The sequence below is a fragment of the Thalassiella azotivora genome, assembly GCF_054781695.1.
This window is the reverse complement of record NZ_BAAGTX010000006.1, coordinates 83,163-108,047: the sequence shown is the minus strand read 5'-3', so window position 1 is coordinate 108,047 and position 24,885 is coordinate 83,163. Positions and strand designations below refer to the sequence as shown.

Genomic DNA, 24,885 nt, shown 5'->3' with positions numbered 1-24,885 from the left:
CGGTGTTCGGCCGCCCGGGGAGGGTGCCGCCGGCCTCGGTCGCTTCCGCGGTCACGCGGTCCTCCGATCGGGTGTGGTCGGGCTCACGTCTTCACTAGACCATCAGTTCTTCAGTCACGTCAACGCCCGAGTGGCAACGAAATGAAGTTTTCACAATCTGGCGAGTTTGGTGACCCGCCGGTAACCCGGACTCACCGCCGCCCCGGTCCGAGCCGGCTGCCTCCGTCGGCGAACTCGGCGCGCACGCCCAGCAGCCGCACCGGCCGGCCGGCCTCGAACCGCTCAAGCACGGCCAGCGCGGCGTCCCGCAGCGCGCCGGCGTCCTGCGTCGGCTCCGGCAGCGGCGCGCTGCGGGTCTGGGTGAGGAACGGCGCGTACCGGACCTTGACCGCGACCCGGACCGCCGGCCGCCCGTCGTCCACGACGTCGCGGGCCACCCTCGCGGCGAGAGCGGTGAGCTCCGCGCGGACGGCGTCCCAGTCCGTCAGGTCGCTCTGGAACGTCGTCTCCCTGCTGTGCGAGCGCGGCACGTACGCCTCCCCGTGGACCTCGCGCCGACCGACGCCGCGCCCGACCGACCGGTACCAGGGGCCCATCCGCGGCCCGAGGCGCGCGGCCAGGACCGCCTCGTCCGCCTCGGCGAGCTGGCGGACCGTGGTGACGCCGAGCTCGGCGAGCTTGCGACGGGTGGCCCGGCCGACACCCCACAGCGCGTCGGGCGGTTCGTCCCCGACGTGCTCGAACCAGGTGCTGCGCGTGATCCGGTGCACGCCAGCGGGTTTGGCGAACCCCGTCGCGGTCTTGGCGCGCAGGGTGTTGTCGCCGATCCCCACCGAGCAGCGCAGCCCGCTGGCCGCCAGGACGGCGTCCTGCAGCCGGCGCGCGAACGCCTCGGGCTCGTCGGCCTCGACACCGAGGAACGCCTCGTCCCAGCCGAGGACCTCGACCACGGCGTCGTGCGCCCGCAGCGTCTCCATGACCACCGCCGACGCGGCCTCGTACGCCGGGGCGTCGACGGGCAGGAAGACCGCGTCCGGGCACTTGCGGGCGGCCACGCGCAGGGGCATCCCGGAGCCGACGCCGTGCTCACGTGCCTCGTAGGACGCGGTCGAGACCACGCCCCGCTTGGTCGGGTCGCCGTCGCCGCCGACCACCACGGGCAGGCCGGCCAGCTCCGGGCGGCGCAGGACCTCCACGGCCGCCACGAACTGGTCCAGGTCGACGTGCAGGACCCACCAGGTCACGCGGGGCAATCTGCCCGCGTCGCCGCGTCCTCGCCATGCACGGGCACGTCACCGGCACCGTCACCGGCCGTCGACCGCCCCGCACCGGCCACGGGCGCCGGCTCCGGGTCGTACTCCACCACGAGCATGGCCAGGTCGTCGGCCAGCCGCTGCCCGGCCCGGTCCTGGACCTCGGCGAGCACGTTGCCCAGCACCTGGCCGACGTCCTCCCCCAGCAGCGGCGCGGCGACCTGCTCGAGCGCCAGGAACTCGCCCGTGGCACGGTCGCGGCTCTCGACCAGGCCGTCGGTGTACAGCAGCAGCCGGTCGCCGGGGACCAGGCGGATCGCCCCGGGCTCCGGGTCCGCGCCGAGCCCGAACGGCAGCGCCGACGGGGTCTGCAGGACCTCCAGCCGGCCGTCGTGCGCGCGCAGCAACGGCGGGTGCCCGCAGCTGACGACCCGGCACCAGCCGTCGTCGTCGAGGTCGACCATCAGCGCGGTGACGAAGTCCTCCGGCCCGAGGTAGGGCCGCAGGCGCTGGTCGACCTCCCGGGCGACGTCCGCCAGGTCGTCGTGGTCGGCGGCGGCGGCGCGGAACATGCCGAGGACGACGGTCGCGAGCCGCACGGCGTCCAGGCCCTTGCCGCGCACGTCGCCGATGATCAACCGGACGCCGTCCTCGCGCGGGACGACCTCGTAGTGGTCGCCGCCGATCAGCGCGTCGCGACTGGCGCTGACGTAGGTGCCCTCCAGCCGCACCGGACCCAGCCGGTGCGGAACCGGCGCGAGGATCGCGTGCTGGGCGACCTCCGCCACCCGGCTGACGGAGGCCAGCTGCGCCTTCTGCATCTCGAACGCTCGCGCGTTCTCCACGGCCACGGCGGCGCGCTGGGCCAGGTCCTCCAGCAGCGCCTGGTCGGCGGTCGTGTACTGGCGTCGGGACTCCGCGTAGTACAGCTGGATCGCCCCGAACGTCCCCGTGCGACCGGTCAGCGGCACCGTCAGCGAGCTGCGGACGCCGAGACCCCGGGCCGCCTCGAGCAGGTCCCCCTCGAGGCCGGCGAGCTCCAGCAGCTCGTCGGTGACCACCGGGGTCAGCTCGCTGACCCCGGTGCGCACGACCTGGGCCGCGCCCCTGGTGTCGTCCAGCAGGCCGGGGAAGCGCGAGATCAGCTCCCGCGCCCACGCCACCCGCTGCGGGTCGACGTGCGCGACGGCGACGGGCTGCAGCCGGCCCGACTCGCGGACGGTGATCGCGCACCAGTCGGCCAGCCGGGGGACGACGAGGCGCGCGACCTGCCCCAGGGCGTCGCGGTAGCCGTCCACCTGGGCCAGGACGGCGCTGGCGTCGGCGAGCAGCGCCAGCTTCTGCGAGGCCTCCCGCGCCGCCGACAGCGCCCGGGCCCGGTCCACCGCCTGGGCGCAGGTGTCGGCGAGGGTCTCCAGGAACCTCAGCTCGGCGACGTCGCTGACCTCGGTGCGGTCGGTCAGCGTCAGCGTCACCGCGCCGATCGGCCGGTCCCCGACGGCCAGCGGCAGGACGACCAGCGACCCGGCCTGCGCCGGCTCGGCCGCCAGCAGCGGGTAGCGCTCACCGAGCTCGAGCCGGTCCGGCACGACGACGACGCGCCGGCTGCGGATCGCCTCGCTGACGGGCAGGTGGGCGTCCAGCGAGAACGCCCCCCAGCGCTCGTGCAGGCCCACGGACCCGCCGTTGGAGCGGATGAGGTGCACCTGGTCGCCCTCGACGAGGGAGACCGTGGCGACGCTGGCGCCCAGCGCACCCGCGACGTGCGTCACGATCATCTGGCAGACGGCGTCCACGTCGCCGGCACCGGCCATCTCCGCGGTGACGCGCTGCAGGCGCTCGAGCCGGCGCGCCAGCCGCTCGGCCGAGCCGCGGGCGTCGCGCTCGGCGCGGTGCAGCGCGGTGCGCTCCATCGCCAGCGACGTCTGCGCCGCCAGGGCCAGCAGGAACGTCCGGTCGTCCTCGTCGAAGGCCTGGGGCTCCTCGAAGCTGAGCCGCAGGGCGCCGGCGACGGCGCCCTTGACCTCCAGCGGCAGCGCGCAGATCGCCGCCGTCCCCGGTTCCACGTCGGCCAGCCGCGGGAACCGCTCGTCGCGCTCCGCGGGAGTGCGGACCCAGACCGGCTCCCCCGTGCGCATCGCGGTGGCGGCGGGCAGGTCGTCGTCCGCCGTCTCGTCGCGCAGCCGCTCGACGACGTCCCGCCCGTAGCCGACGGCACCGGAGACCTCCAGCGCGCTGCCGTCCCGCACGGGGATCAGCAGGCCCCCGCCGGAGGCCCGCAGCGCACCGGCACCGGCGCGCACCACGACCCGCGCGGCGTCGGGCCAGGTCATCACGGCGGCGAGCTCGGCGGTGAGTCCCTGCAGCCGGGACGCGCGCTCGGCGGTACGGCGCGCCGCGGCGACGGATCCCAGCTCGTCGAGCAGCCGCTGCTCCAGCGTCAGCACCCGGGCGGGCGTCCGGCCCGCGCGGCGCTCCCGCAGGCGGCCGGTCAGGCTGTCCACGTACCAGCGCACCAGGACCTTGTGCTGGGGCGGCGCCGGCTGGGTCAGCAGCAACCCGGAGCGGGAGAACGCGTCCGCCTCCTCCAGCGCCTCCAGGTAGCGCTCCGCGTCGTCGACCTCGGCCGCGGGGAGCGTGACCACCAGGTGGGTGCGGTCGCGGTCCCGGCGACGGGCCTCCACGGCGGGGCGGGTCAGTGCCCGCCGCCCCGCGACGAACCGGCCGGTCAGCACGTCGAGGACGTCGTCGACCCGGCGCGGCAGCGTCGGGCCGCGGCCGGAGCCGCCACCGACGCGCAGCAGCATCAGCTCCCGGACGAGGTTCTCCACGTGCGCCTTGGTGTCCAGCACGAGGGCAGTGGGCACCTCGCCGAGGTCCACGGTGAGCGTGCCCGCGGTCCCCGGCTGCACGAGCTCCGGCCCACCCGGACGCCGGCGACCGGACGCGTCGGGGACGGGGTCCGCCGCGCCGTCGGGGGCCAGCTCGCACCACACGACCTTGCCGCCCGGCATCGGCGTGGCGCCCCAGCGGTGCGACAGCGTGTCGACCAGGGCCAGCCCGCGGCCGGTCATCGACTCGCTGGACGGCGTCCCGAGCACCGGCAGGTGGCGGCCGGAGTCCTGGACCTCGATCCGCAGCACCTGCGCCCCGGGGACGATCCGCAGCACGGCGGTGGACCCGGTGTGCAGCAGGGCGTTCGTCAGCAGCTCGGTCGCGACCAGCGTCGCGTCGTCCGCCAGCACCTCGAACCGGCCGCCGACCAGCACCTCCGCGGTGGCCCTGCGCGCCGCCGGGACCGCGTCCGGGTCGCCCGCGATGGCCACGACCTCCGCGCCGTTGCCCACGTGCACCTCCCCACCGGCCCGCCGCAGGGGCGGACGTCGAGGGATCAGCGTAGGCGAGCGGGGACGCAGCGTGATGGTTCGTTAGCCCGGGTGGAGCATGCTCGCGCGGAACGGGCCTGCGGGTCAGCCGGGCGCGTGCCCGGGCTCCATCTGCTGGGCGAGGTACTGGCCGATGCTGATCCGCTCGATGGCGTCGAGCTGGCCCTCGAACCAGTCGGCGTGCTCCTCCTCCTCGCGCACCATCTCCTCGAACACGGCGGCCGTGCCGTGGTCACCGAGGTCGTGGCACTCCTGCGCCGAGGCGTTGAACTGGGCGACGGCGGCCTTCTCGCTGTCCAGCGCGAGACGCAGCATCTCGTGGGCGTCCTCGCCGACGGTGATGGGGTTGAGCTTCTGCACGTTCGGGTGCCCGTCGAACATGAGGATGCGGTTGATCAGCGCGTCCGCGTCCTTCATCTCGTCGATGGACAGGTCGTAGAAGACCTTACCCAGCCGCGAGAAACCCCAGTTGTCCAGCATCCTGGCGTGCAGGAAGTACGTGTTGGTGACCGTCAGCTCGAACGTCAGCGCCGAGTTGAGCAGCTCCACCACTCGCGGGCTCACGGGTTGCATGCGGGACCTCTCCCCTCGACGGCGTGTGCGCGACGCCATGCTGGCAGAGGACGGCCTTCACCGTGAAGACGCAGCCACCGCAGCTCTGCCCCGCACCCGTCCGTCGGCACAGCTCGGCCAGCGTCGAGGCGCCGTCGTCGACGGCGGCCCGCAGCTGGCGGTCGCTGACGACCTCGCAGTGGCACACGATCACGGAGGCAAGGCTAGCCTAAGTCTCGCTGTGGTCGATGTCGCTGTCCCGACCCGCGGGACGGCGGCGGGGGCGCGGGTCCGTCGCGAGGGGGAACCGGTCGACCGCCCGGAGGGTCGATGCCCACGAGAGCGACCCCGCGCAGACTGGGCGCGGACGGGAACGCGGACCGGGCGGTGCCCGGCGACGAGGAGGAGGCCCCCTGTGAGCACGTCCCCACCGACCGGTGACCCGGTGCGCCACCCCCTGCTGCTGGCCGAGGAGCTCCTCCTGCTCTTGCTGGACGAGCACACCGGGCGCCCGCTCGTCGACGGCAGCCGGCTCGACCCCGCACTGGCCGGCGCCGTCCTCGCCGAGCTCGCCCTCGGCGGTCACGTCGTCGTCTCCGACGGGACCCAGCACGGGGCGGACGGCGGGCCGCTGCCGGTCGGGCGTCTCCTCACCACGGGCGCACCGGCCCCCGCGGACCCCCTGCTCGGCGAGGCGCTCGCCCGCGTGGCGCACCGGTCGGGCAGGAAGCCCCAGGACGCGCTCGGCCCGCTCGCCCGGGGTCTGCGGGAGGGCCTGCTGAACCGCCTGACGGCCGCCGGGATCGTGCAGGAGCGGGAGGGCCGCGTGCTGGGGCTGTTCCGCACGCGGGCGTGGCCCGAGACCGACCCCCACCCCGAGCAGCGGGTCCGGCACCGCCTGCGGTGGGTGGTCCTGGGGGGTCACCCGGGTGACCCCCGGACCACGGCGCTCGTCGGCCTGCTGGCTGCGGTCGACGCGTTGCACAAGGTCGTCCCCGACGGGGACCGCAAGGCCGTGGCGCGGCGGGCGAAGGACCTCACGTCGGCCGACTGGGCGCCCGCGGCGGTGCGCAAGGCCGTGGAGGAGGTCGACGCCGCCGTGATGGCCACGGTCATCGTGGCCGGGACCGTCGCGGCGACCACCGCGACCTGACCACGGCGCCGTCGGTCGTCGCCCTGCCCAGGCCCGGCGCGCTTCTCAGGCGGCCACGGGCTCCAGCAGGAGGATGGGGATCAGCCGGTCGGTCTTGGTCTGGTACTCCGCGTACGGCGGGAAGGCCGCCACCGCGCGCTGCCACCACTCCTCGCGCTCGGGGCCGTCGAGCTCGCGGGCGACCACCTCGGTCTGGGTGGTGCCGTCCCGCAGGAGGATGCGGGGGTTCGCGACGAGGTTGTGGTACCACGCCGGGTGGGACGGCGCGCCCCCCATCGAGGCGACCGCCAGGTACCGGCCGTCGTGCTCGACGCGCATCAGGGGCACCTTGCGCACGCCGCCGGTCCGGGCGCCACGCATCGTCAGCAGGACGGTCGGTCGGCCCTGGATCAGCGGGACGGACGTCCCACCGCTGCTCTCGTACTGCTCCACCTGCCGGCGGACGAACTCGCTGGGGCTGGGCGTGTAGGCGCTGTCCTCGAGTCGGGTCACGTCGTCATTCAACGCGACGGGCTCACGCGCGCACCACCCACCGCGCCCGCGGGCGCGTCCTGCACCGGGCTCGGAGTTCAGTCCACGACCACGGTCACCGGCGTGCCCAGCTCCACGGTGCGGCTGACGGTGCACGTGCGGTCGTGCGAGGCGGAGACGGCCCGGGGCAGGACCTGCCGGGCCGCGTCGCCGTCCGCGCCGTCGGGGAAGCGCAGCCGGAAGGTGACGGTGATGTCGCGCAGGCTGTTGCCGTCGGCGTCGCGGTGCTTGTCGGCCCCGACGACGACCTCGAAGTGGTCGGCGGGGCTGCGCCTGCCGGTCACGACGTCGACGTCCACCGCCGAGCACCCGCCGATGGCGGCCAGGAGCAGCTCCACGGGGGTGAAGTCGGCGCCCGCGGTGCTGCCGAACCTCAGCTCACCGCCGCGGGCGTTGCGCGCCAGGTAGACGCCGGTGTCGAGGCGGCTGAGGGTGACCTCGCGGTGGGTGTCCGCGGCGGTCGTGTCGGCGGCGGTCGTGTCGGCGGCGGTCGGGTCGGCAGCCGTCGGCGCAGGCTGCGGGGAAGGGGTCTCGGCCATGGGACCCACTCTCTCAGGGCACCGGCCCGGTCGGCAGCGCCGGCGCGGTCGGCGGGACCTGACCGGTCGGGCTGCGGCGTACCGTCCGTCCCGTGAGGTGGGTGGAGGTCGCGGACGGCGTGCTGCAGGGCAGGTACGACCCGTTCGACGTGACGGTCGGGGTCGTCAGGGGCGAGGACGGCCTGCTGCTGGTGGACACGCGGTCCTCGGCCCGCGAGGCCCGCCGGCTGCTGGAGGACCTCGTCGTGTTCGCGGTGCCGGTCCGGGCGGTCGTGCTCACCCACGCGCACTTCGACCACTCCTTCGGCACGCACCGCGTGCTCGCGTCCACGGGGCCGGTCCCGGTGTACGGCCACGAGCGGCTCGCGGGTCACCTCGACGCCTACGAGCGGCCCGACCTGGAGCGGTGGGTGCGCGACGGTGACGGTCCGGTGCCTGGTCTCGGGGAGGTCCGGCTCGTCGAACCCGACCAGGTCGTCGTCGACGAGCACCGCGTCCTCCTGGGCGACCGGGAGGTCCGGTTGTGGCACCCGGGTCGCGGTCACACCGACCACGACCTGGTGGTGCACGTCCCCGCCGCGGGGTGCTGGCTGGTCGGTGACCTGGTCGAGGAGTCGGGGCCCCCTTCGGTCGGCGCGGACAGCGACCTCAGGGCGTGGCCTGCGACGCTCGGGCGCCTGCTCGGACGGATCGGCGACGGTGACGTCGTCATCCCCGGTCACGGCGCGGCGGTGGACCGGACCTTCGTGGAGCAGCAGCGGTCGCACCTGCGCGAGCGCGCTGCCGGGCCCCGGACGCCGGGTGAGGGAGTCGGGAGCCAGGACGCCGGGACTTGGGACGCCAGGAGGCAGGACGTCGGGGGTCAGGACGTCGGGACGAGCAGCACCTGACCGGCCTGCAGATTCGAGGTGCTCAAGGCGTTCAGCGACCGGATCTCTGCCACGCGGTCGCGGACGTCGCCCTCGGCGTCCTGCTCGAGGGCGATCGACCAGAGGGTGTCCCCGGGCAGCACCGTCACCGACGCCAGGCCGGTCGGCTCGGCCGCCGTCGTCCCGCCGGTGGCCGTCTGGGCGCCCAGGACCCCCAGCCCGGTCACGACCAGCAGACTCGTCAGGGTCACGACGAGGCGACCGCGCCGCGTCAGCCGGAGCGGCCGCTCCGCACGCGCGGGCCGAGCCAGCCGCGCCCGCGACGCGTGGCCCGGCGCCGGCTCGGTGCGGCTCGACGTCCGCCGGCTCGGGAAGGACAGGACGAGGGCGTCGACGTCCCGTGGCGGGCACCCGCCCGTCAGGCGGACGTCCAGGGTGGCTGCGCTCATGGTCCCTCCCGCTCCTCGTCACCGGCTGAGCCGGGTCGAACTCGTGTTCGAGTCGAACACAGGTTCGATGTCTAGCACACCTGTTCGAACGAGTCCACCGCTCTCGCCGTGAGCAACCGCCTCCCGGTCCGCCGGTCGGACCCGACCTGCAGCAGCCACTGCAGCAGCCACCACCGACAGCCCGGCCCGCGACGGGTCACCCGATCGGAGCAGCGCCTCGCATGACACGCAGTCGAACACCTGTTTGAACCCAGGGGTCCGTCGGACTACGGTGATCACCAACGGCACGGCGAGTCGGTGCAGGCGGTCTCGGCGTGCGCGCGGGGTCCGGTCAGGCGGGTGTGCGGGCGGTTCGGGTGCGGCACCCGACCACGGGAGGAGCGAGGGTGGCCACGAGGCGGAGCAGGACGAGCGGCAGGACGAGCAAGGGCACGGCGACCGACGGCGCGGTACCGGTCGGCCCGCAGGTGGAGGCGACCGTGCACGAGCTGCCCGATGCGGCCGACGGCACGGACCTCACGCCGCGCCAGCGCAAGGTGCTCGAGTGCATCAGCGAGGCCGTCACGCGCCGCGGGTACCCGCCGAGCATGCGGGAGATCGGGGAGGCGGTCGGCCTGACCAGCCCGAGCAGCGTCAGCCACCAGCTGACGGCGCTGCAGCGCAAGGGCTACCTGCGGCGTGACCCGAACCGCCCACGCGCGATCGAGGTCGTGACACCCGGCGCCGTCGACGAGACCGGCTCCGGCGACGACCGCCCGGCGCCGTCGTACGTCCCCGTCGTCGGCCGCATCGCCGCCGGAGGGCCGATCCTCGCCGAGCAGGCCGTCGAGGACGTCTTCCCCCTCCCCCGCCAGCTCGTGGGTGACGGCGAGCTGTTCCTGCTCAAGGTGGTCGGCGACTCGATGGTGGACGCCGCGATCTGCGACGGCGACTGGGTGGTGGTACGCCGCCAGCCCGTCGCCGAGAACGGCGAGATCGTCGCCGCGATGCTGGACGGCGAGGCGACCGTCAAGACGCTGAAGCGTCGCGACGGCCACGTCTGGCTGCTGCCGCACAACCCGGCGTTCGAGCCGATCCCCGGCGACGAGGCGACCGTGCTCGGTCGCGTCGTCGCGGTGCTGCGCAGCGTCTGACGCGGTCCACGCCGCTCAGCCGAGGGCCGCGGCCGCCACGGCCAGATCCTGCACGAGACCGTCGAAGGCCTCGTCCCGGCGGTCGCGGGCACGCAGGACCGCCGAGGGGTGGACGGTCGCCACGGCCTGCGGTCCCGATGGGGACGGCCAGGCCATCACCACCCCCCGCTGCCGGGTCACCGCGAACGACGAGCCGTAGACCGCCTTCGCCGCGGTGGCCCCGAGGAGGACGACGACCTCCGGCCGCACCACCGCCAGCTCCTTGTCGAGCCACGGCCGGCAGGCCGTCAGGTGCGCCAGGTCCGGCGTCCGGTGCAGCCGCCGGCGACCGCGGGTCGGCGTGAAGCGGAAGTGCTTGACGGCGTTCGTCAGGTACACGGTGCCGGCGTCCAGCCCTGCCTCCGCCAGCGCCTTGCGCAGCAGCCGTCCGGCTGGTCCGACGAACGGCTCGCCCTCCCGGTCCTCGACGTCACCAGGCTGCTCACCGACGAGCACCATCCGCGCCCTGGCGGGCCCCGAGGAGAACACCACCTGCGTGGCGTCCTGGTACAGCTCGCACCCGCGGCACGCCTCCGCCGCCCGCCTCAGGGTGGAGACGCCGACCCGACCCCCCGACGGCACCCACTGCTGCGCACCCGGACGCTCCACGTCCTCACCACCCCGGCGTCGCGACGGCTGGGCCGGCGCCCTGCCCGGGGCGCGTCCACCCGCGCGCCGGCCACGACCGGACGCTACGACCGGCCGGGACCTCGTGCGACCCGACCTCAGGAGGCCGGCTGGAGTGGCCGGTCACGACGAGCGGGTGCACGGTGAGAGGGCGCTCCACGCCCAACCGACGAGGAGGAGGAGACCGTGCCCGGTCAGAAGGACCCCGGCCCCAGCGTCAAGGACCCGGAGCTGTACGAGAAGCTCCGGGACGAGGGGAACTCGAAGGAGAAGTCCGCCCGGATCGCCAACGCGGCGAGCAACAGCAGCCGCAGCGACGTCGGGGAGAAGGGCGGCAGCTCGGGCTCGTACGAGGACTGGACGGTCGACGACCTGCGTGGCCGAGCGGCCGAGCTGGACATCGAGGGACGGTCCTCGATGACCAAGGACGAGCTGATCGACGCCCTGCGCAACCACTAGCCGCGCGCGGGCGGCTCAGCGCGGGCCGCCGCCGAGCCGGGCGAGCGCCAGGACCACGTGGTCCCACAGGAGGGTGGTGTCCACACCGGTCGCCACGTGCACCGGGACGGCGCCCGGCCCGGCGGTCCCGAGGTGCAGCCGCCCCGCCCGCGGACCCTCGACCTGCACCCTCACCCCACCCGGCACCGTGCGCAGCACCTCGGGACGGGCCGCCGCGACCACGGCGACGGCGTCGTGCAGCGGCGGGTGGGCGAGTCCGGCGTCGCGTCGGTACCGCGTCTCGTGCGCCAGCGCGAACGCCACCAGACGGTCCAGGAGCTTTGCGTGCGCCGCGTCCCGCGCCGTCCCCCGGATCCGGTCGACGACGCCGTCGTCGACGAGCGCCCCGAACGTCGCGTCCAGGCCGCACACCGTCGCCGGCACCACCGGCCCGACGCCGCGGGCACCAGGGACGCCGCACAGGACCGTGCGCACAGCCCTCGGGTCGGCGCGGGCGTTCGTCTCGACGTCCGGCAGCCGCCCGCCGCCGGGGCGCGGCTGCTCCCACACCCGTCCTCCGCGGGTGCCCACCACGCCCGGCCCGAGGACCCCGCCCATCCACACCAGTCGTCGGACCCGCGAGAGCAGATCAGGCTTGGACACCGCGACCTCGGCCGCCGAGGTCAGTGGTCCGGTCACCACCAGGACGCACCCGCCCGCCCGAGCCGGTGACCGGTCAGCCGCGTTCCGGGGCACCTGCTGGAGCGCCCGGGCCAGGCCGGCCGCGCCCGTGCCCGCCACCTGCTCCCCCGCGTCCTCGGGCCGCAGGAGCTCCGGCCCCGTCCCCGACCTCCCGCGGATCGCACCGAGCAGCGCGCGCACCCGCTCCGCCCCGGTCTCGTCGTCCGGCAGCGCGCCCGTCACCGTGACCGCCCGCAGGTCCAGGTCGGGGTGCCCGGCCGCCACCGCGACCGCGACGAGGTCGTCCTCGCGGGCGTCCACGTCGAGCACCACGGGCACCGGCGCCGCGCCGGGCGGACGTGGCACGGGCTCCTCCCCAGGTGGTCAGCGGCGCGTCAGCGTGCGGACCACGAGGTCCACGTCGTCCTCGTCGTTCCACAGGTGGAACGCCAGGCGCACCCTGCCGGCCCGGCCCGCGACGCGGGCACCGGCGTCCAGCAGGCGCGACCGCAACGTGCCGTCCGGGTCGTCCAGGGACACGACGGCTCGACCGGCGGGCGGGAGGTCCAGCGCCTCACGCACCCGGTCGGCCAGGCCGGCGTCCCAGCGGCGCACGTCCTCGGCCGGGACGGACCCGAACAGCTCGAGGGCCGGCACCGTCCCCACCCACGGCATCCACGCCGGGGAGACGTCGTACCGGCGGGCGCTGTGCGCGAGCTCCATGCCCGGCCCGTAGCAGGAGTCCCACACCGACTCGCCCGCGTACCAGCCAGCGTGCAGCGGACGCAGCGGGAACCGCTCCTCCAGCCGCGGGGCGACCGTGAGGAACGCACTGCCCCGGGGGGCGCACAGCCACTTGTACGCCGAGCAGACGGTCAGGTCGAAACCGCCCGCGTCCACCGGCATCCAGCCGGCGGCCTGGGTGAGGTCGCAGAACGTCAGGACGTCGTGCCGGGCGGCGGCCTCGCGCACGGCGACGGCGTCGGCGAGCGAGCCGCACGCGGACTGGGCGAGGGAGAAGGCGACCAGCGTGGTCGACGGGCGCAGCGCCTCGGCCAGCCCGTCCAGCGGCACGTGCCGGACGGTGACGCCCCGGTCGGCGTGCACGAGGAAGGGGTGCACCATCGAGGAGAAGTCGCCGTCGACGCAGACGACCTCGGCGCCGTCGGGCAGCGCGGCGGCGACGAGCCCCGCGGCCACGGACACCTGCGACCCCACGGCCACCCGGTCCGCCTCCACGCCGACGAGACCGGCGTACGCGGAGCGGGAGCGTCGTACGGCCTCGTCGTAGCCGGCCGGGGTGGCCCTGCCCGCGGCCCACTCGTCGAGCGCGCCGCGCAGCGCCGCCTGGACGGTCCGCGGCGGCAGACCCGCCGACGCGGCGTCCAGGTGCCCGGGGACCCGGTCGAACGCGGCGCGCGCGGCCTCGAGAGCACCCGGCGTCTCGCGGCGGTCGAGGGAGGGGGTCGCGGTCGTCGAGGTCGTCACCCCACCAGTGCACCGCGCGGTCGAGGGATCACACAACCGACAGTCAGGTCTCCCACCCATCACCGACGTTATGGTCGGGTGGTGGACCTCGACCCCTCCGCGCTGCGCATGATGCGCGCCATCGCCGACACCGGGACGATCTCCGCGGCCGCCGCGGTGGTCGGCTCGTCCCAGCCCGCGGTGAGCCAGCAGGTACGCCGGCTCGAGCGCCGGCTGGGGACGGCGCTGCTCGAGCGCGCGGGCCGCGGCGTGCGGCTCACCGAGGCGGGGGAGGTCCTCGCCCGGCACGGGGCCGCCGTGACGGCCGCGCTGGAGGCCGCCCGCGAGGAGGTCGAGTCGCTCGCGGGGCTGCGCACCGGCCGGGTGCGGCTGACGGCCTTCCCCTCCTCGTCGGCGACGCTGCTCCCCCGCGCCCTGGTGCGGCTGCGCGAGCGCCACCCGGGGGTGCGCGTGACGTTCGCCGAGGCCGAGCCCCCGGAGTCGCTGCAGCAGCTGCGCGACGGTCGCTGCGACCTCGCCGTCGCGTTCTCCTACCCGGGCAACGAGCTCGGTGGCGAGGACACCGGCGACCTGCGCGGCCTGGTCACCCGGCCGCTGCTGACCGACCCCCTGTGGCTCGCCCTGCCGCCCGGGCACCCCGCGGCCCGGGCCTCCGAGGTGGCGCTGGCGGACCTGGACTCCGAGACGTGGATCGCCGGCTGCCCCCGCTGCCGCGGCCACCTGCTGCAGGTCTGCGACGCGGCGGGCTTCGAGCCGGAGGTCGCGTACGCCACCGACGACTACGTCGCGGTGCTGGGGCTGGTGTCGGCCGGGCTGGGCGTGGCGCTCATCCCGGGGATGGTGCTGCAGGCGTCGCGCAACACCGACGTCGTCCTGCGCCGCGTGACCCCGCCGTCGACCCGCCAGGTGCACGCGGTGACCACGGCCGACCTGCTGCGCGTCCCGGCGGTGGCGGCCGCCGTGGACGTGCTCGTGGAGACCGCCGCCGACCTCGGCGAGGAGATGACCCGCCTCGACGGCTGACGCCGCGTCCTCGCCGGAACGCCCTCGTCAGCGACGGGTCGGTGACGGGTCAGCGGCCGTCAGCGCTGCAGGTGCTGGTAGTCCGGGTTGCGCCAGGTGCCGCCCCACGTGAACCCGTTGTCGGTGAACGCCGCCAGCGCCTCGCTGCCGGGGGTGAACATGCCGGGCACCGGGTCGCGGTCGGTGTACCGGGCGCCCTTGGGGGGCAGCACCCTGCCACCGAGGACGTACGGGTTGATCACGGGGTTGACGTCGATCGCCCGCCCGTAGGCGTGCTTCGACCAGGACGTCGGCCCGTCGCTGACCGCGGCGCGGCAGTTGAACCCCGAGGTGTTGTCCGCGGCCATCGACGCGTCGTCGTCCCCACCGAACTCGTCGACCGGGCGGATGCTGGTGATCGGGAACCCGATCTCGAAGAGCCGGGCGAACGCGCGGCGGGTGCGCTCGACCAGGTCGGCGTGGACGACGAGCACGCCGGTGCGCACGCCGCCGTCCATCGTGCGGTGCGACAGGGTGACGGCCCGCAGGTCCGACGGCGGGACGGGGCACCCCTCGCGCCAGGAGTGCGGCAGGTCGGCCGGCCCGACCTGTGCGACGGACCAGACGAAACCATCGGGCGCGCCGCTCGGGGCGGTGCCCTGCGCGACGCCGGGGAGGACGGTCGGCGAGGGGGGCGGCTCGGCGCGCAGGACCGCGGTGGGCGGTCCGGTCGGCTCGGGCGCCGGCGGGACGCTGACCAGCGCGCCGTCGTCGTCCGGCGCGTCGACGGCCGCGGTCTGGTCGGCGGCGTCGGGGACGGCGTCCGGCGAACCGCACCCGGCGAGCAGGGCGAGCACCGCGGCGCCGGCGAGGGCCGCCCGGGCGGCCTGCTGGCGACCGCTCACGAGATGGCGATGACCGCGCCGCTGCGCTGCCACCGCATCACCTCGAGCAGGTCGGACCGCGGGAGGCTGACGCAGCCCGCGGTCGGGTTGCCGGTCGACACGTGCAGGAAGATCGCGCTGCCGCGACCCGGGGTCGCCGACTCGTTCCAGCCGATCACCTGCGCGTAGTCGTAGGCGGGCGGGTTGACGAGGTCCTCGGCGCTGGCCCAGCGGCCGTCGGCGGGCTTGCGCTGGTGGGTGTTGTAGTGCGGTGAGTCGGGGTCGTCGACCCAGACGTCCGCGGCGCCGGTGACGAACCAGCCCTGGGCCAGGCCCGGGTCGGGGCGCGTGCCGAAGCCGCCGCGCAGCGGGTGGACGCCGGCGGGGGTGGCGCCGTCCCCCTCGCGCTTGCTGCCGGTGACGCCGGAGTACCCGACGTAGCCGCGGTAGGGGCCGAGCTCGGTGACGTACGACCCGTCGTCGCCGCGGGCGCAGGCCCGGACGGTGGCGCGCGTCCCCGAGGAGCGGACGACGACGACCTGGTCCGCACCGGCGGCCCGTCCGACGTCGCACGCCTCGCCCGTCCCCGACTCGCTCCGCCCCGCGTCCGGGGCACCCGTGCCACCCGCGTCCGGGGTCACCACGAGCGTGGCCTGCGGAGGCGGCACGGGCACGAACCCGGACGTCGGCTCGGGCGGCCGCCCGGTCGCGGACGGCACGCTGACCTCGACCGCGCCGGCGGCCCCAGGGCGGTCAGGGTCGCCGTCGGCCGACGCGGCCGGGCGGCCGGCGCCCGGGGCACCCGACCGGTCGAGCAGGCCCGCGCCGTACGCCGTGCCGAGGACGACGCCGAGGGTCACGACCACGGCCGTCACCACCACGGCGGCGCGGCGCGCCCGTCCCGTGCCCATCTCGCCTCCGGGGGTCCCGTCCACTCCCGCCGGTCGTCTCCTCACCCCGAGCGACCGACCGGACACAACGGACGGTCACGCTACCCGCTCGTCAGCCCGCGGCGTGCAACCGGCGCAGGGCTCCGAGCGCGACGTCCCGGTCCGTGGTCGGCCACAGCGGCGGTAGCGACGAGCGCAGGAACCCGGCGTACCGGGCGGTGGCCAGCCGCGGGTCGAGCACGGCGACGACCCCGCGGTCCTCGGTGGAGCGGATCAGCCGCCCCGCCCCCTGGGCCATCCGCAGGGCGGCGTGCTGGGCGGCGACGGCCATGAACCCGTTGCCACCGGCGGCGCTGACCGCCTGCTGGCGGGCGCTGGCCAGCGGGTCGTCCGGGCGGGGGAAGGGCAGGCGGTCGATCACCACGAGCCGGCACGCCGGGCCGGGGACGTCGACGCCCTGCCACAGCGACAGGGTGCCGAACAGGCAGGTGGACGGCTCCGCCGCGAACCGGCGCACCAGGGTCGGGGTGGTGTCGTCGCCCTGGCACAGCACCTCGACGTCGAGCCGCTCGCGCATCGCGGCGGCTGCGGTCTCCGCACCGCGCCGGGAGGAGAACAGCCCGAGGGTGCGGCCGCCGGCGGCCTCGACCAGCGCGGCCAGCTCGTCGAGCAACCGGTCGGGCACGCCGTCGCGGCCGGGCGGCGGCAGGTGGCGGGCGACGTACAGGATCCCCTGCCGCGGGTAGTCGAACGGGCTGCCGACGTCCAGGCCGCGCCAGCGGACCGTCTCGTCGGGCGGGCCCTGGCTGTCGAGCAGGCCGACCGAGCCGGCCGCCGCGTCGAAGGTCCCGCCGAGCGTCAGGGTCGCCGAGGTCAGGACCACGGTGCGCTCGGCGAAGAGGCGCTCGCGCAGCATCCGCGCCACCGACAGCGGCGCGACGTGCAGCGCCCGGCGCGGCTCACCGGCACCGAACCGGCTGACCGAGAGCCACAGCACGTCCCCGGCGAGGTCGGCCGCCATCCGCTCGGCCACGTCGAAGACCTCGGTCACCGCGGCCCGGGCGAGCTGACGGCCCGCACCGGCGACGTCGTCGCCCCGCTCCCCCGGCGCCGGCTTCAGCGCGGTGAGCAGCTGCCGGGCGGCGTCCCGGACCCCCTCGACGACGGGCCGCACGCCGTCCGGCAGGCCGTGCGCGAGCCGGCCCTCGGGCAGCGGGTCCAGCGCCGAGGCCAGCTCGTCGGCCGCGACCTGCAGGTCGCTGGAGTCGGTCCCGGCGCTGCTGCGGGCGCGGCTCGCCGCCGCCGCGACCATGCCCGCGCTCAGCTCCGCGGAGACCACCGAGGTCACCCGGTCCGCCAGCTCGTGGGCCTCGTCCACGACGAGGACGTCGTGCTCGGGCAGGATCTGCCGCCCCTCGAACGCGTCGATGGCGAGCAGGGCGTGGTTGGTGACCACGACGTCGACGTCGTGCGCCCGCGACCTCGCGGTCTCGACGAAGCACGCGGCGGCCTGCGGGCACTTCTGCGCGCCGAGGCACTCCCGCGGCCCCACGCTGACCTGACGCCACGCCCGCTCGGAGACACCGGGGACCAGCTCGTCGCGGTCACCGCTGGTGGTCCGCTCCGCCCACTCGCGCAACCGCACCACCTCGCGGCCGAGGCGGCTGGCGCCGGCGTCCGTGGCGACCACCGTCCCCGGCAGGTCGGGCAGGGACTCGGCGCCGAACAGGGTGTCGTCCTCCGGGAAGCCGCCCTCGAGCTTGTGCAGGCACACGTAGTTGGCCCGGCCCTTGACGATCTGGCAGGTGGGACGGCGGCCGAGGACGGGTTCCAGCGCGTCGGCGAGCCGGGGCAGGTCGCGCTCGACCACCTGGTTCTGCAGGGCGAGGGTCGCGGTGGAGACCACCGTGGTGCGCCCGGAGACGACCGCCTGGCGCACCAGCGGCACCAGGTACCCCAGCGACTTGCCCGTCCCGGTGCCGGCCTGCACGAGCAGGTGCTCACCCGTGGCGACCGCGGTCTCGACGGCCTCGGCCATCGCCTGCTGACCGGGCCGGTGGGCGCCGCCGAGCGCGTCCACCGCGGTGGCGAGCAGGTCCGCGACCGCGGGCACGTCCCGGTCCCGGCGGGTGCGGGGCGGGGTGTCGGCGGTGTCGGCGGCAGGCACCGCGAGAGCCTAGCCGGGGCCGGCGATCCCGACGTCGAGCACGTCCACCACGAGGGGCTGCTCCGAGCGGCTCAGCGCCACCAGCCCGACCTGCCCCCGGGGCTCGCCCTCGTCGGCCTCGACGGTCAGCACCTCCCGGCCGTCGACCGCCATCTGCAGGACGGCGGTGCCCGGCTCGTCCCCGGCGGAGCAGCGGCCCCCGACCCGGGTCACCGTGCCCGGACCGGCCTGCGGGCCGGGCGGCGCCGTGGGGCTGGTCGAGGAGTCCTGCAGGACGCGTGCCACGCCGTCGCGCAGCGTCGCCACGCCGTAGTAGGGCGTCCCGCCGGGTTGGCTGCCCACCACGAACACGTAGGCGCTGTCCTCGGTGACGCCGCACGCCACGCCGTACAGGCCGGTGCCGGACACCAGCCGCAGCCCCGCGTCGACGACGACGGGGTCGAGGTCGACGGCCCGCCGGTCCTGGTTCGGGGAGACCAGCGGCCACCCCGTGGCGGTCATCCGGTAGGCGCCGTCGACGTACTGCAGCCGCGCGCCGGCCTCGAGCAGGCCCGTCTGCCAGCTGGGGGGCTCCTCGGCCATGACGTGCTGCAGGGTGACGCCCGCCACGGGCTCCGGCTCGTCGTCGGACGCCGCCGCGCAGCCGGCGAGCAGGGACGCGACGGCGACCGCCGTGACCACCCCCGCTGCTCGTCCGCGCACCCGCACGCGACCGACGCTACTGCCCCCGGACGCCGGCCCGTGGGTCAGGCGGGTGAGGGTCCCCTCAATGGCCACCGGTGGAGGCGACCGAGAACGGCTCGAGGTCGGCCCCGAGCTCGCTGCCCACCCGGGCCCGCAGCCGCGTGCCGTCGCCGGTGTGCTCCTCCTCCAGCACCTCCCCGGTGGCGTGCACCCGGTGCACGAGGTCCCCGCGGTCGTAGGGGACGACGACGTCCACCTCGACGTCGGGCCGCGGCAGCTCGGCGGCCACCGCCTCGCGCAGCGCCTCGATGCCCGCGCCGGTGCGCGCCGAGACCAGCACGCTGTGCGGCTCCCGCCGGCGCAGCCGGGCCACCGTCTCCGGGTCCGCGGCGTCCGCCTTGTTGAGCACGACGAGCTCCGGGACGCCGTCCGCCCCGACCTCCACGAGCACGTCGCGGACCGCGACGATCTGGCCCTCGGGGTCCGGGTGCGAGGCGTCGACGACGTGCAGGACGAGGTCGGCCTCGGCGACCTCCTCCAGCGTCGACCGGAACGCCTCGACGAGCTGGGTGGGCAGGTGGCGGACGAAGCCGACGGTGTCCGCCAGCGTGTAGAGGCGGCCGTCGGGGGTCTGCGCCCGGCGGACCGTGGGGTCCAGCGTCGCGAACAGCGCGTTCTCGACCAGCACCCCGGCGCCGGTGAGCCGGTTGAGCAGGCTGGACTTGCCGGCGTTGGTGTAGCCCGCGATCGCGACGCTGGGGACGGCGTTGCGCCGGCGGTCCGCGCGCTTGGTCTCCCGCGCGGGCTTCATCGCCCTGATCTCGCGGCGCAGCTTCGCCATCCGGGTGCGGATCCGCCGCCGGTCGAGCTCGATCTTCGTCTCGCCGGGGCCGCGCGAGCCGATCCCCGCACCCGCGGCGACACGGCCACCGGCCTGGCGGGACATCGACTCGCCCCAGCCGCGCAGGCGCGGCAGCAGGTACTCGAGCTGGGCGAGCTCGACTTGCGCCTTGCCCTCCTTGGACTTGGCGTGCTGGGCGAAGATGTCGAGGATCAGCGCCGTCCGGTCGATCACCTTGACCTTGACGATGTCCTCGAGGCCGCGGCGCTGGGACGGCGACAGGTCGCCGTCGCAGATGACGGTGTCGGCGCCGGTGGCCTCCACGACGGACCGCAGCTCGGCGGCCTTGCCGGAGCCGAGGAACGTCCCCGGGTCGGGGGCGCTGCGCCGCTGCAGGACGCCGTCCAGGACGACGGACCCGGCCGTCTCGGCGAGGGCCGCCAGCTCGCGCAGGGAGTTCTCGGCGTCCTCGGCGGTGCCGAACGTCCACAGGCCGGCCAGGACGACGTTCTCCAGCCGCAGCCGGCGGTACTCGACCTCGGAGACGTCCTCGAGCTCGGTGGACAGGCCCGCCACCCGCCGCAGCGCCTGCCGCTCCTCGAGGTCGAGCTGGTCGCCGTCGCGCTCGTGGTGGCTCGTCCCGCCCTCCGCGACCGCCGTCCCGTGGCGGGACAGGATCCGGTTGACCGCGTCCACGGGGCCGGCCGGGACGAGCTGGTCGTCGGTGTCGGCGTCGGTGGGGCGGTCGTGGTGCTGGGCGGTCATCGGTCTCCCGGGTCTGGTCCGTGGCTGGGTGGGCCGCTCCCGCCCGGTGCGCCGGAGCGGTCACGAGTCAGCCTGACAGGTCAACGCCCGGCCGCTCCACCGGATTCCTCGTGCGGGCCCGGTGCGCGGCGCCGGACCTCGTGAAGGTCTGCCGCGGCGGGCCCCGGTGGCGTACCGTTCGCCCGCGATGGACGGCGACCACTACTTCAGCTCCCGGCCCGCGGCGGCGGACGAGCGGCGGACCCTGACCGTGCCGCTGGCGGGCCGCGACGTGGACGTCGTCACCTCCTCGGGGGTGTTCAGCGGCCACCGGCTGGACCTCGGCACCCGCGTGCTGCTGCGAGAGGTGCCGGACCCGCCCGAGCACGGGGACCTGCTCGACCTCGGCTGCGGCTGGGGACCGGTGGCGCTGACCATGGCGATGCTCGCCCCGGAGGCCAGGGTGTGGGCGGTCGACGTCAACGACCGGGCGCTGGACCTGACCCGCCGCAACGCCGAGGCGCTCGGTCTGGGCGGGGTGCGGGCGGTGCACCCGGACGACGTGCCCGACGACGTCCGGTTCGCCGCGATCTGGTCCAACCCGCCGATCCGGGTCGGCAAGGCGGCCCTGCACGAGCTGCTGTGCCGCTGGCTGCCACGGCTGGACGACGGGGCGAGCGCCTTCCTCGTGGTGCAGCGCAACCTCGGCTCGGACTCGCTGGCCACCTGGCTGAACGGCGCGCTCGGACCGCAGCTGGTGACGGCGAAGGAGGCCAGCGCCAAGGGGTTCCGCGTCCTGCGGGTGCGCCGGACCGCCTGACCGGACCGCCTGACCGGACGGCTGGGGCGGCGCTGGTCAGGCCGTCAGACGAACCGGCTGATCGGCCGCCTACGGCGGGAGGCCCGGGCCGCCTCGAGCGCCTGGATCACCAGCTCTCGGCGCGCCCGGCGGTCGGCGTCCACCGCGTCCGACAGGCGCGGGACGGGCAGGTGCACGGTGCCGGTCCTCGTGCCGGTCCTCGTGCCGGTCCTCGTGCTGGTCGGGCCGGGCAGGCTCACGGCGGTGTCGGTGCGCATGCCCCCAGGTGCCGTCGGGGCTCCGGGTGATACACGCCGGGTGGTGCACGCCGGGTGGTACACGCCGGGTGGTACACGCGGCCGACGACGAGGTCAGACCGCTCGCAGGACCCCGCCGGGACGGCGGCGCCGGCGCTCGCGGGCCAGCTCCAGGTGGTGCAGCAGCGCCTCGCGGCGGCGCCTGCGCTCGGCGTCCGCGAGGTCGCGCGCCGTCTCCTCGTGGGCCAGCTCCGTCACCGTGGCCCGGGCCAGCGTGCTGACGGCCGTCGTCGCCACCACCTCGTGCATCTGCTGCTCCCTCCCTCGGCCGCCCCGTCGGCTCACGGGACCAGTCCACCGCGCAGCGACCGCCGCACGCGTCGGCCGCTCGTCTCGCCGACCCCCGACCTTCGTCGGTGCCCGCGTCGTCCTGGTGAGGGCCCGCCCCGGACGGTCACCCCGCACGGCGGTCCGGCCGGGGGCGGCCCTCCCCCTCTGGACGCACGAGACGCCCGGGAGGTTGCACCGGCGTCCGAGTAACTTCCGGAAGGAGCCCGGACGGGTGCGGACGGCCGCCCGGACCGGTCGGCGACGTCGTCGCGAGGACGTCCCGCCGGTGCCCGGTCAGTGCCGCGAGCGGGAGCGGGCGACGGTCGCCGTCCCGCGGGCGACGAGCGCGGCCGGGCCGGCGAGCTCGACGTCGCCGTCGTCCAGCAGGCTCACCCGCACCGTGCCGCCCGGCACCTCGACCCACCAGGCCCGCGGCGCCTCGTCGCCGGCCCACGCCGAGGCCGCCAGGGCGGCGGCGCATGCACCCGTCCCGCAGGAGCGGGTCTCCCCCACGCCCCGCTCGTGCACGCGCATCCGCAGCCGGCCGGCGCCCTCGGCGTCCGCCGCCGCCTCGATGACCACGAGCTCGACGTTCGTGCCGTGGTCCGGGACGGGCCGGACGACGGGAGCCCGGGTCAGGTCGGCGGCGGCCAGCTCGTCGTCACCGGTCAGCGCGACCACCGTGTGCGGGTTGCCGAGGTCCACGGACAGCGCCGGCCGCGCCACGCCGTCCAGGCCGTCGACCTGCACGAGGCTGTCGTGGCCCTCGCGCACCGCCTGCTCGCCGCCGCTGAACCGCCACCCGCCCATGTCCACGGCGAGCCAGTCGGTGCGGCCCCCGGGTCCGACGGCGTGCCTGACCCGCTTGACGCCACCCCGGGTGCCGACCGCCAGCCCTTCCGGGGCGTCGAGCACCTCCCGGTCGACCAGGCCGTCGGCCTCCAGCAGGGCGGTGAACACGCGCACGCCGTTGCCGCACATCTCGGCGACGGACCCGTCGGCGTTGCGGTAGTCCATGAACCACTCGGCGTCCGGGTCCTCCGCGAGGGCCGCCGAGCCGGCGTCGAGCGCGGCGGAGCGCACGACCCGGATCAGACCGTCCGCGCCGACCCCGGCGCGCCGGTCGCACAGGGCGGCCACCGCGTCGGGACCCAGGTCGAGGACCCCGTCGGGGTCGACGACGAGCACGAAGTCGTTCTCGGTGCCGTGGCCCTTGACGAAGTCGACGGTGGTGGACGCCATGCCGCCAGCCTACGGGCGGGGGGCCGCGGCGCCGGACCTCTCGTCGGCCACCCCGTCGGTCACGCCATCGGCGGCGGCGCCGTCGGCGCGCGCGCGGCGGACGAGGTGCAGCGCCGCGTCCACGGGGTGCCGGGAGGCGGCGGGGCCGGCGTCGACCCAGTGCACCCGCGGGTCGCGGCGGAACCAGGACCGCTGCCGGCGGCCGAAACGGCGGGTCGCCTGCACGGTCCGGTCCCGCGCGTCGGTCAGGGTGCAGGTCCCGTCGAGGTGCTCGAGGACCTGGGCGTACCCGAGGGCGCGCGACGCCGTCCGGCCCCGGCGCAGACCCTCCTGCTCGAGCCGGCGCACCTCCTCGACGAGCCCCTCGGTGAGCATCCGGTCGACGCGACGGGCGATCCGGTCGTCCAGGACGTCGCGGGGGACGTCGAGGCCGACCTGGACGGTCGGGGCGACGTACTCGTACCGGGGCATCGTCGCGCTGAACGGACGGCCGGTGAGCTCGACGACCTCCAGCGCCCGGACCACGCGCCGGACGTTGCCGGGCAGGATCGCGGCGGCCGCCACGGGGTCGACCGCGCGCAGGCGCTCGTGCGTCGCCGCGGCACCGTCGCGGTCGGCGTCCGCCTGCAGCCGCGCGCGGACGTCCGGGTCGGTGCCGGGGAACTCCAGCGGGTCGACCACGGCCCGCACGTAGAGGCCGGAGCCGCCCACCAGCACGGGCACTCGGCCGCGGGACCGGACGTCCTGCACGCAGGCGCGGGCCTGTCGCTGGTAGGCGGCCACGCTGGCCTCCTGCGTGACGTCCAGGACGTCGAGGAGGTGGTGCGGGACCCCGCGCCGCTCCTGCGGCGGGATCTTGGCGGTGCCCACGTCCATCCCCCGGTACAGCTGCGAGGCGTCCGCGTTGACCACCTCACCGCCCAGGGCCAGGGCGAGGGCGACGCCGAGGTCCGACTTGCCGGAGGCGGTGGGGCCGACCACGACGACCAGGGGGGTTCCCCGCTCACCGGGCCGGTCCGACGTCACGCCACGAGTGTGGCACCCGTCGCGGCGCGCGCCGGTACCGGCGCTCGGAGCCCGAGGGGGGCTCACACCGTCCACGAGGCCACGAGGTACCCCACGCCGAAGGGCGCCGCGTCGTGCAGCACCTCGGCCCGCACCCCGCCGGGGGCCGCTCGGACGGCGGGCGAGCGGGTTCGTGCCCACCCGGCCAGGACCTGCCAGCCGGCGCGGCCCTCGCAGCCGGCGGCGGCGTACCGGGTGGCGTCGAGCCGCTCCAGCGCGCCGGCGTCGCCCGCGGCGAGCGCCCGCGCGACGTCCCGGTCCACGGCGTCCGCGTCGGGGTGGGGCCCCCCAGGTGGTTTGGGGCCCCGCCGGTTCGACCCGTCGGCGACGACGAGCAGCGGCCGGCCGGCGAGCTCGGCGCCGAGCCGCAGGCACGTGCCCGGTGTCGCGGTCGCCGGCAGGACGAGCAGGTCGACACGGCCGGTCCACCCGGCGTCCCGGAGCAGCCACCGGCCGACGGTGGCGGACGTCGGCAGCGGCGGCCGGTCGGCCCCGTCCGGGTCGGGCCGGTCGGCGGCCGGGACGTCGACGCCGATCCCGGACAGCGTGCCCGGTCCCGCGGCGTCGAGGCGCCACGGCCGGCCGTCGACCGGCGTGCCCGGCGGCCCGGGCACGACGGCGACGAGCGTCACGCCCGCAGGGGGCTCGTCGAGGTGACCGTTCGCGTCGCCCGCACGTGCAGCGGGCGGCACAGGGGACCGCCGGGCGTCGTGGACGACCGCGCGGACCGCGGCCTGGCAGGCCGCCCGCAGCTCGTCGACCTCGGGCGCCGTGGTCCCCGCGACCCCGGGCACGAGCAGCGGCGGGCCGGGGCAGGCGACGGCGACGGGCACGTCCCGACG

At 76.2% G+C, this 24,885-nt stretch carries 26 protein-coding genes; 6 read left to right on the top strand and 20 right to left on the bottom strand.

What is annotated here, in order from left to right; genetic code table 11:
- Positions 1-191: 191 nt before the first annotated feature.
- The 4 genes from ACYVQV_RS05890 to ACYVQV_RS05875 all read right to left on the bottom strand — a co-directional run bounded on the left by ACYVQV_RS05890 (position 192) and on the right by ACYVQV_RS05875 (position 5,399).
- Entirely contained in the window at positions 192-1,244 is a 1,053-nt protein-coding gene (locus ACYVQV_RS05890; RefSeq protein ID WP_461022334.1) for a DNA polymerase IV, read from the bottom strand.
- The gene (locus tag ACYVQV_RS05885) at positions 1,241-4,600 is read right to left on the bottom strand and encodes a SpoIIE family protein phosphatase (protein WP_461022333.1); all 3,360 of its coding nucleotides are present in this window, start codon (positions 4,598-4,600) and stop codon (positions 1,241-1,243) included. The genes ACYVQV_RS05890 and ACYVQV_RS05885 overlap by 4 nt, the downstream gene beginning before the upstream one ends.
- Before the next feature lie 123 nt (positions 4,601-4,723).
- Positions 4,724-5,203: a bacterioferritin gene (gene bfr, locus ACYVQV_RS05880; protein ID WP_461022332.1), complete on the bottom strand. Its 480-nt coding sequence runs from the start codon at positions 5,201-5,203 to the stop codon at positions 4,724-4,726.
- Complete coding sequence (locus ACYVQV_RS05875; RefSeq protein ID WP_461022378.1) at positions 5,085-5,399, bottom strand: (2Fe-2S)-binding protein; 315 nt, start codon at positions 5,397-5,399, stop codon at positions 5,085-5,087. The genes bfr and ACYVQV_RS05875 overlap by 119 nt, the downstream gene beginning before the upstream one ends.
- 207 nt (positions 5,400-5,606) lie before the next feature.
- On the opposite strand from ACYVQV_RS05875, the gene ACYVQV_RS05870 reads away from it, so the two are divergent.
- The gene (locus tag ACYVQV_RS05870; RefSeq protein ID WP_461022331.1) at positions 5,607-6,344 is read left to right on the top strand and encodes a GOLPH3/VPS74 family protein; all 738 of its coding nucleotides are present in this window, start codon (positions 5,607-5,609) and stop codon (positions 6,342-6,344) included.
- A gap of 45 nt (positions 6,345-6,389) precedes the next feature.
- On the opposite strand, the gene ACYVQV_RS05865 is transcribed toward ACYVQV_RS05870, so the two are convergent.
- The gene (locus tag ACYVQV_RS05865) at positions 6,390-6,836 is read right to left on the bottom strand and encodes a nitroreductase family deazaflavin-dependent oxidoreductase (protein ID WP_461022330.1); all 447 of its coding nucleotides are present in this window, start codon (positions 6,834-6,836) and stop codon (positions 6,390-6,392) included.
- Between the two features lie 77 nt (positions 6,837-6,913).
- On the bottom strand, positions 6,914-7,414 hold the full coding sequence (locus ACYVQV_RS05860; RefSeq protein ID WP_461022329.1) for an OsmC family protein: 501 nt from the start codon (positions 7,412-7,414) through the stop codon (positions 6,914-6,916).
- A gap of 92 nt (positions 7,415-7,506) precedes the next feature.
- On the opposite strand from ACYVQV_RS05860, the gene ACYVQV_RS05855 reads away from it, so the two are divergent.
- Complete coding sequence (locus ACYVQV_RS05855; RefSeq protein WP_461022328.1) at positions 7,507-8,304, top strand: MBL fold metallo-hydrolase; 798 nt, start codon at positions 7,507-7,509, stop codon at positions 8,302-8,304.
- On the opposite strand, the gene ACYVQV_RS05850 is transcribed toward ACYVQV_RS05855, so the two are convergent.
- Positions 8,277-8,732: a LysM peptidoglycan-binding domain-containing protein gene (locus ACYVQV_RS05850; protein ID WP_461022327.1), complete on the bottom strand. Its 456-nt coding sequence runs from the start codon at positions 8,730-8,732 to the stop codon at positions 8,277-8,279. The genes ACYVQV_RS05855 and ACYVQV_RS05850 overlap by 28 nt on opposite strands.
- A 386-nt stretch (positions 8,733-9,118) precedes the next feature.
- Between ACYVQV_RS05850 and lexA the strand changes: the two genes are divergently transcribed.
- Positions 9,119-9,865 (top strand): transcriptional repressor LexA, encoded by a 747-nt coding sequence (lexA, locus tag ACYVQV_RS05845; RefSeq protein WP_461022326.1) that lies wholly within the window; start codon positions 9,119-9,121, stop codon positions 9,863-9,865.
- A gap of 15 nt (positions 9,866-9,880) precedes the next feature.
- Here lexA and ACYVQV_RS05840 read toward each other — a convergent pair whose 3' ends face one another.
- Entirely contained in the window at positions 9,881-10,513 is a 633-nt protein-coding gene (locus ACYVQV_RS05840; protein WP_461022325.1) for a UdgX family uracil-DNA binding protein, read from the bottom strand.
- Between the two features lie 204 nt (positions 10,514-10,717).
- On the opposite strand from ACYVQV_RS05840, the gene ACYVQV_RS05835 reads away from it, so the two are divergent.
- Positions 10,718-10,990, top strand: coding sequence for a DUF7218 family protein (locus ACYVQV_RS05835; RefSeq protein WP_461022324.1), 273 nt, complete (start codon positions 10,718-10,720; stop codon positions 10,988-10,990).
- Between the two features lie 15 nt (positions 10,991-11,005).
- On the opposite strand, the gene ACYVQV_RS05830 is transcribed toward ACYVQV_RS05835, so the two are convergent.
- Positions 11,006-12,016, bottom strand: coding sequence for a nucleoside hydrolase (locus tag ACYVQV_RS05830; protein WP_461022323.1), 1,011 nt, complete (start codon positions 12,014-12,016; stop codon positions 11,006-11,008).
- A gap of 18 nt (positions 12,017-12,034) precedes the next feature.
- On the bottom strand, positions 12,035-13,138 hold the full coding sequence (locus ACYVQV_RS05825; protein WP_461022322.1) for an aminotransferase class V-fold PLP-dependent enzyme: 1,104 nt from the start codon (positions 13,136-13,138) through the stop codon (positions 12,035-12,037).
- Between the two features lie 81 nt (positions 13,139-13,219).
- Here ACYVQV_RS05825 and ACYVQV_RS05820 point away from each other — a divergent pair, with 81 nt between their 5' ends.
- Complete coding sequence (locus ACYVQV_RS05820) at positions 13,220-14,161, top strand: LysR family transcriptional regulator (RefSeq protein ID WP_461022321.1); 942 nt, start codon at positions 13,220-13,222, stop codon at positions 14,159-14,161.
- 59 nt (positions 14,162-14,220) lie between these two features.
- Here the strand turns inward: ACYVQV_RS05820 and ACYVQV_RS05815 are convergent, their stop codons facing one another.
- The 5 genes from ACYVQV_RS05815 to hflX all read right to left on the bottom strand — a co-directional run bounded on the left by ACYVQV_RS05815 (position 14,221) and on the right by hflX (position 20,371).
- Positions 14,221-15,045 carry a M15 family metallopeptidase gene (locus ACYVQV_RS05815; protein WP_461022320.1) on the bottom strand — a complete coding sequence of 275 codons (825 nt, stop codon included), beginning with the start codon at positions 15,043-15,045 and terminating at the stop codon, positions 14,221-14,223.
- The gene (locus ACYVQV_RS05810; RefSeq protein WP_461022319.1) at positions 15,042-15,935 is read right to left on the bottom strand and encodes a L,D-transpeptidase family protein; all 894 of its coding nucleotides are present in this window, start codon (positions 15,933-15,935) and stop codon (positions 15,042-15,044) included. Before ACYVQV_RS05810 ends, ACYVQV_RS05815 begins: the two co-directional genes overlap by 4 nt.
- 91 nt (positions 15,936-16,026) lie before the next feature.
- On the bottom strand, positions 16,027-18,081 hold the full coding sequence (locus ACYVQV_RS05805; protein ID WP_461022318.1) for an ATP-dependent DNA helicase: 2,055 nt from the start codon (positions 18,079-18,081) through the stop codon (positions 16,027-16,029).
- A 9-nt stretch (positions 18,082-18,090) separates the two neighbouring features.
- A complete protein-coding gene (locus tag ACYVQV_RS05800; RefSeq protein ID WP_461022317.1) occupies positions 18,091-18,789 on the bottom strand; it encodes a hypothetical protein in 699 nt (232 codons plus the stop codon).
- Positions 18,790-18,847: 58 nt separating this feature from the next.
- On the bottom strand, positions 18,848-20,371 hold the full coding sequence (hflX, locus tag ACYVQV_RS05795) for a GTPase HflX (protein ID WP_461022316.1): 1,524 nt from the start codon (positions 20,369-20,371) through the stop codon (positions 18,848-18,850).
- 187 nt (positions 20,372-20,558) lie between these two features.
- Between hflX and ACYVQV_RS05790 the strand changes: the two genes are divergently transcribed.
- Complete coding sequence (locus ACYVQV_RS05790) at positions 20,559-21,170, top strand: class I SAM-dependent methyltransferase (protein WP_461022315.1); 612 nt, start codon at positions 20,559-20,561, stop codon at positions 21,168-21,170.
- Between the two features lie 44 nt (positions 21,171-21,214).
- Here the strand turns inward: ACYVQV_RS05790 and ACYVQV_RS05785 are convergent, their stop codons facing one another.
- The 5 genes from ACYVQV_RS05785 to ACYVQV_RS05765 form a co-directional block, all read right to left on the bottom strand.
- Entirely contained in the window at positions 21,215-21,427 is a 213-nt protein-coding gene (locus ACYVQV_RS05785; RefSeq protein WP_461022314.1) for a hypothetical protein, read from the bottom strand.
- Positions 21,428-21,520: 93 nt separating this feature from the next.
- Positions 21,521-21,751, bottom strand: coding sequence for a hypothetical protein (locus tag ACYVQV_RS05780; RefSeq protein WP_461022313.1), 231 nt, complete (start codon positions 21,749-21,751; stop codon positions 21,521-21,523).
- 279 nt (positions 21,752-22,030) lie between these two features.
- Positions 22,031-22,978, bottom strand: coding sequence for a diaminopimelate epimerase (gene dapF, locus ACYVQV_RS05775; protein ID WP_461022312.1), 948 nt, complete (start codon positions 22,976-22,978; stop codon positions 22,031-22,033).
- Between the two features lie 9 nt (positions 22,979-22,987).
- The gene (gene miaA / locus ACYVQV_RS05770; RefSeq protein WP_461022311.1) at positions 22,988-24,004 is read right to left on the bottom strand and encodes a tRNA (adenosine(37)-N6)-dimethylallyltransferase MiaA; all 1,017 of its coding nucleotides are present in this window, start codon (positions 24,002-24,004) and stop codon (positions 22,988-22,990) included.
- 62 nt (positions 24,005-24,066) lie between these two features.
- Entirely contained in the window at positions 24,067-24,876 is an 810-nt protein-coding gene (locus tag ACYVQV_RS05765; protein WP_461022310.1) for a class III extradiol ring-cleavage dioxygenase family protein, read from the bottom strand.
- Positions 24,877-24,885: the final 9 nt, after the last annotated feature.

What these genes read in the sequence shown, in the direction of transcription:
- ACYVQV_RS05860 (WP_461022329.1), bottom strand. Translation starts at nt 7,414, where the DNA reads ATGGCCGAGACCCCTTCCCCGCAGCCTGCGCCGACGGCTGCCGACCCG.
- ACYVQV_RS05850 (WP_461022327.1), bottom strand. Translation starts at nt 8,732, where the DNA reads ATGAGCGCAGCCACCCTGGACGTCCGCCTGACGGGCGGGTGCCCGCCA.
- ACYVQV_RS05810 (WP_461022319.1), bottom strand. Translation starts at nt 15,935, where the DNA reads ATGGGCACGGGACGGGCGCGCCGCGCCGCCGTGGTGGTGACGGCCGTG.
- hflX (WP_461022316.1), bottom strand. Translation starts at nt 20,371, where the DNA reads ATGACCGCCCAGCACCACGACCGCCCCACCGACGCCGACACCGACGAC.
- ACYVQV_RS05790 (WP_461022315.1), top strand. Translation starts at nt 20,559, where the DNA reads ATGGACGGCGACCACTACTTCAGCTCCCGGCCCGCGGCGGCGGACGAG.
- ACYVQV_RS05785 (WP_461022314.1), bottom strand. Translation starts at nt 21,427, where the DNA reads ATGCGCACCGACACCGCCGTGAGCCTGCCCGGCCCGACCAGCACGAGG.
- dapF (WP_461022312.1), bottom strand. Translation starts at nt 22,978, where the DNA reads ATGGCGTCCACCACCGTCGACTTCGTCAAGGGCCACGGCACCGAGAAC.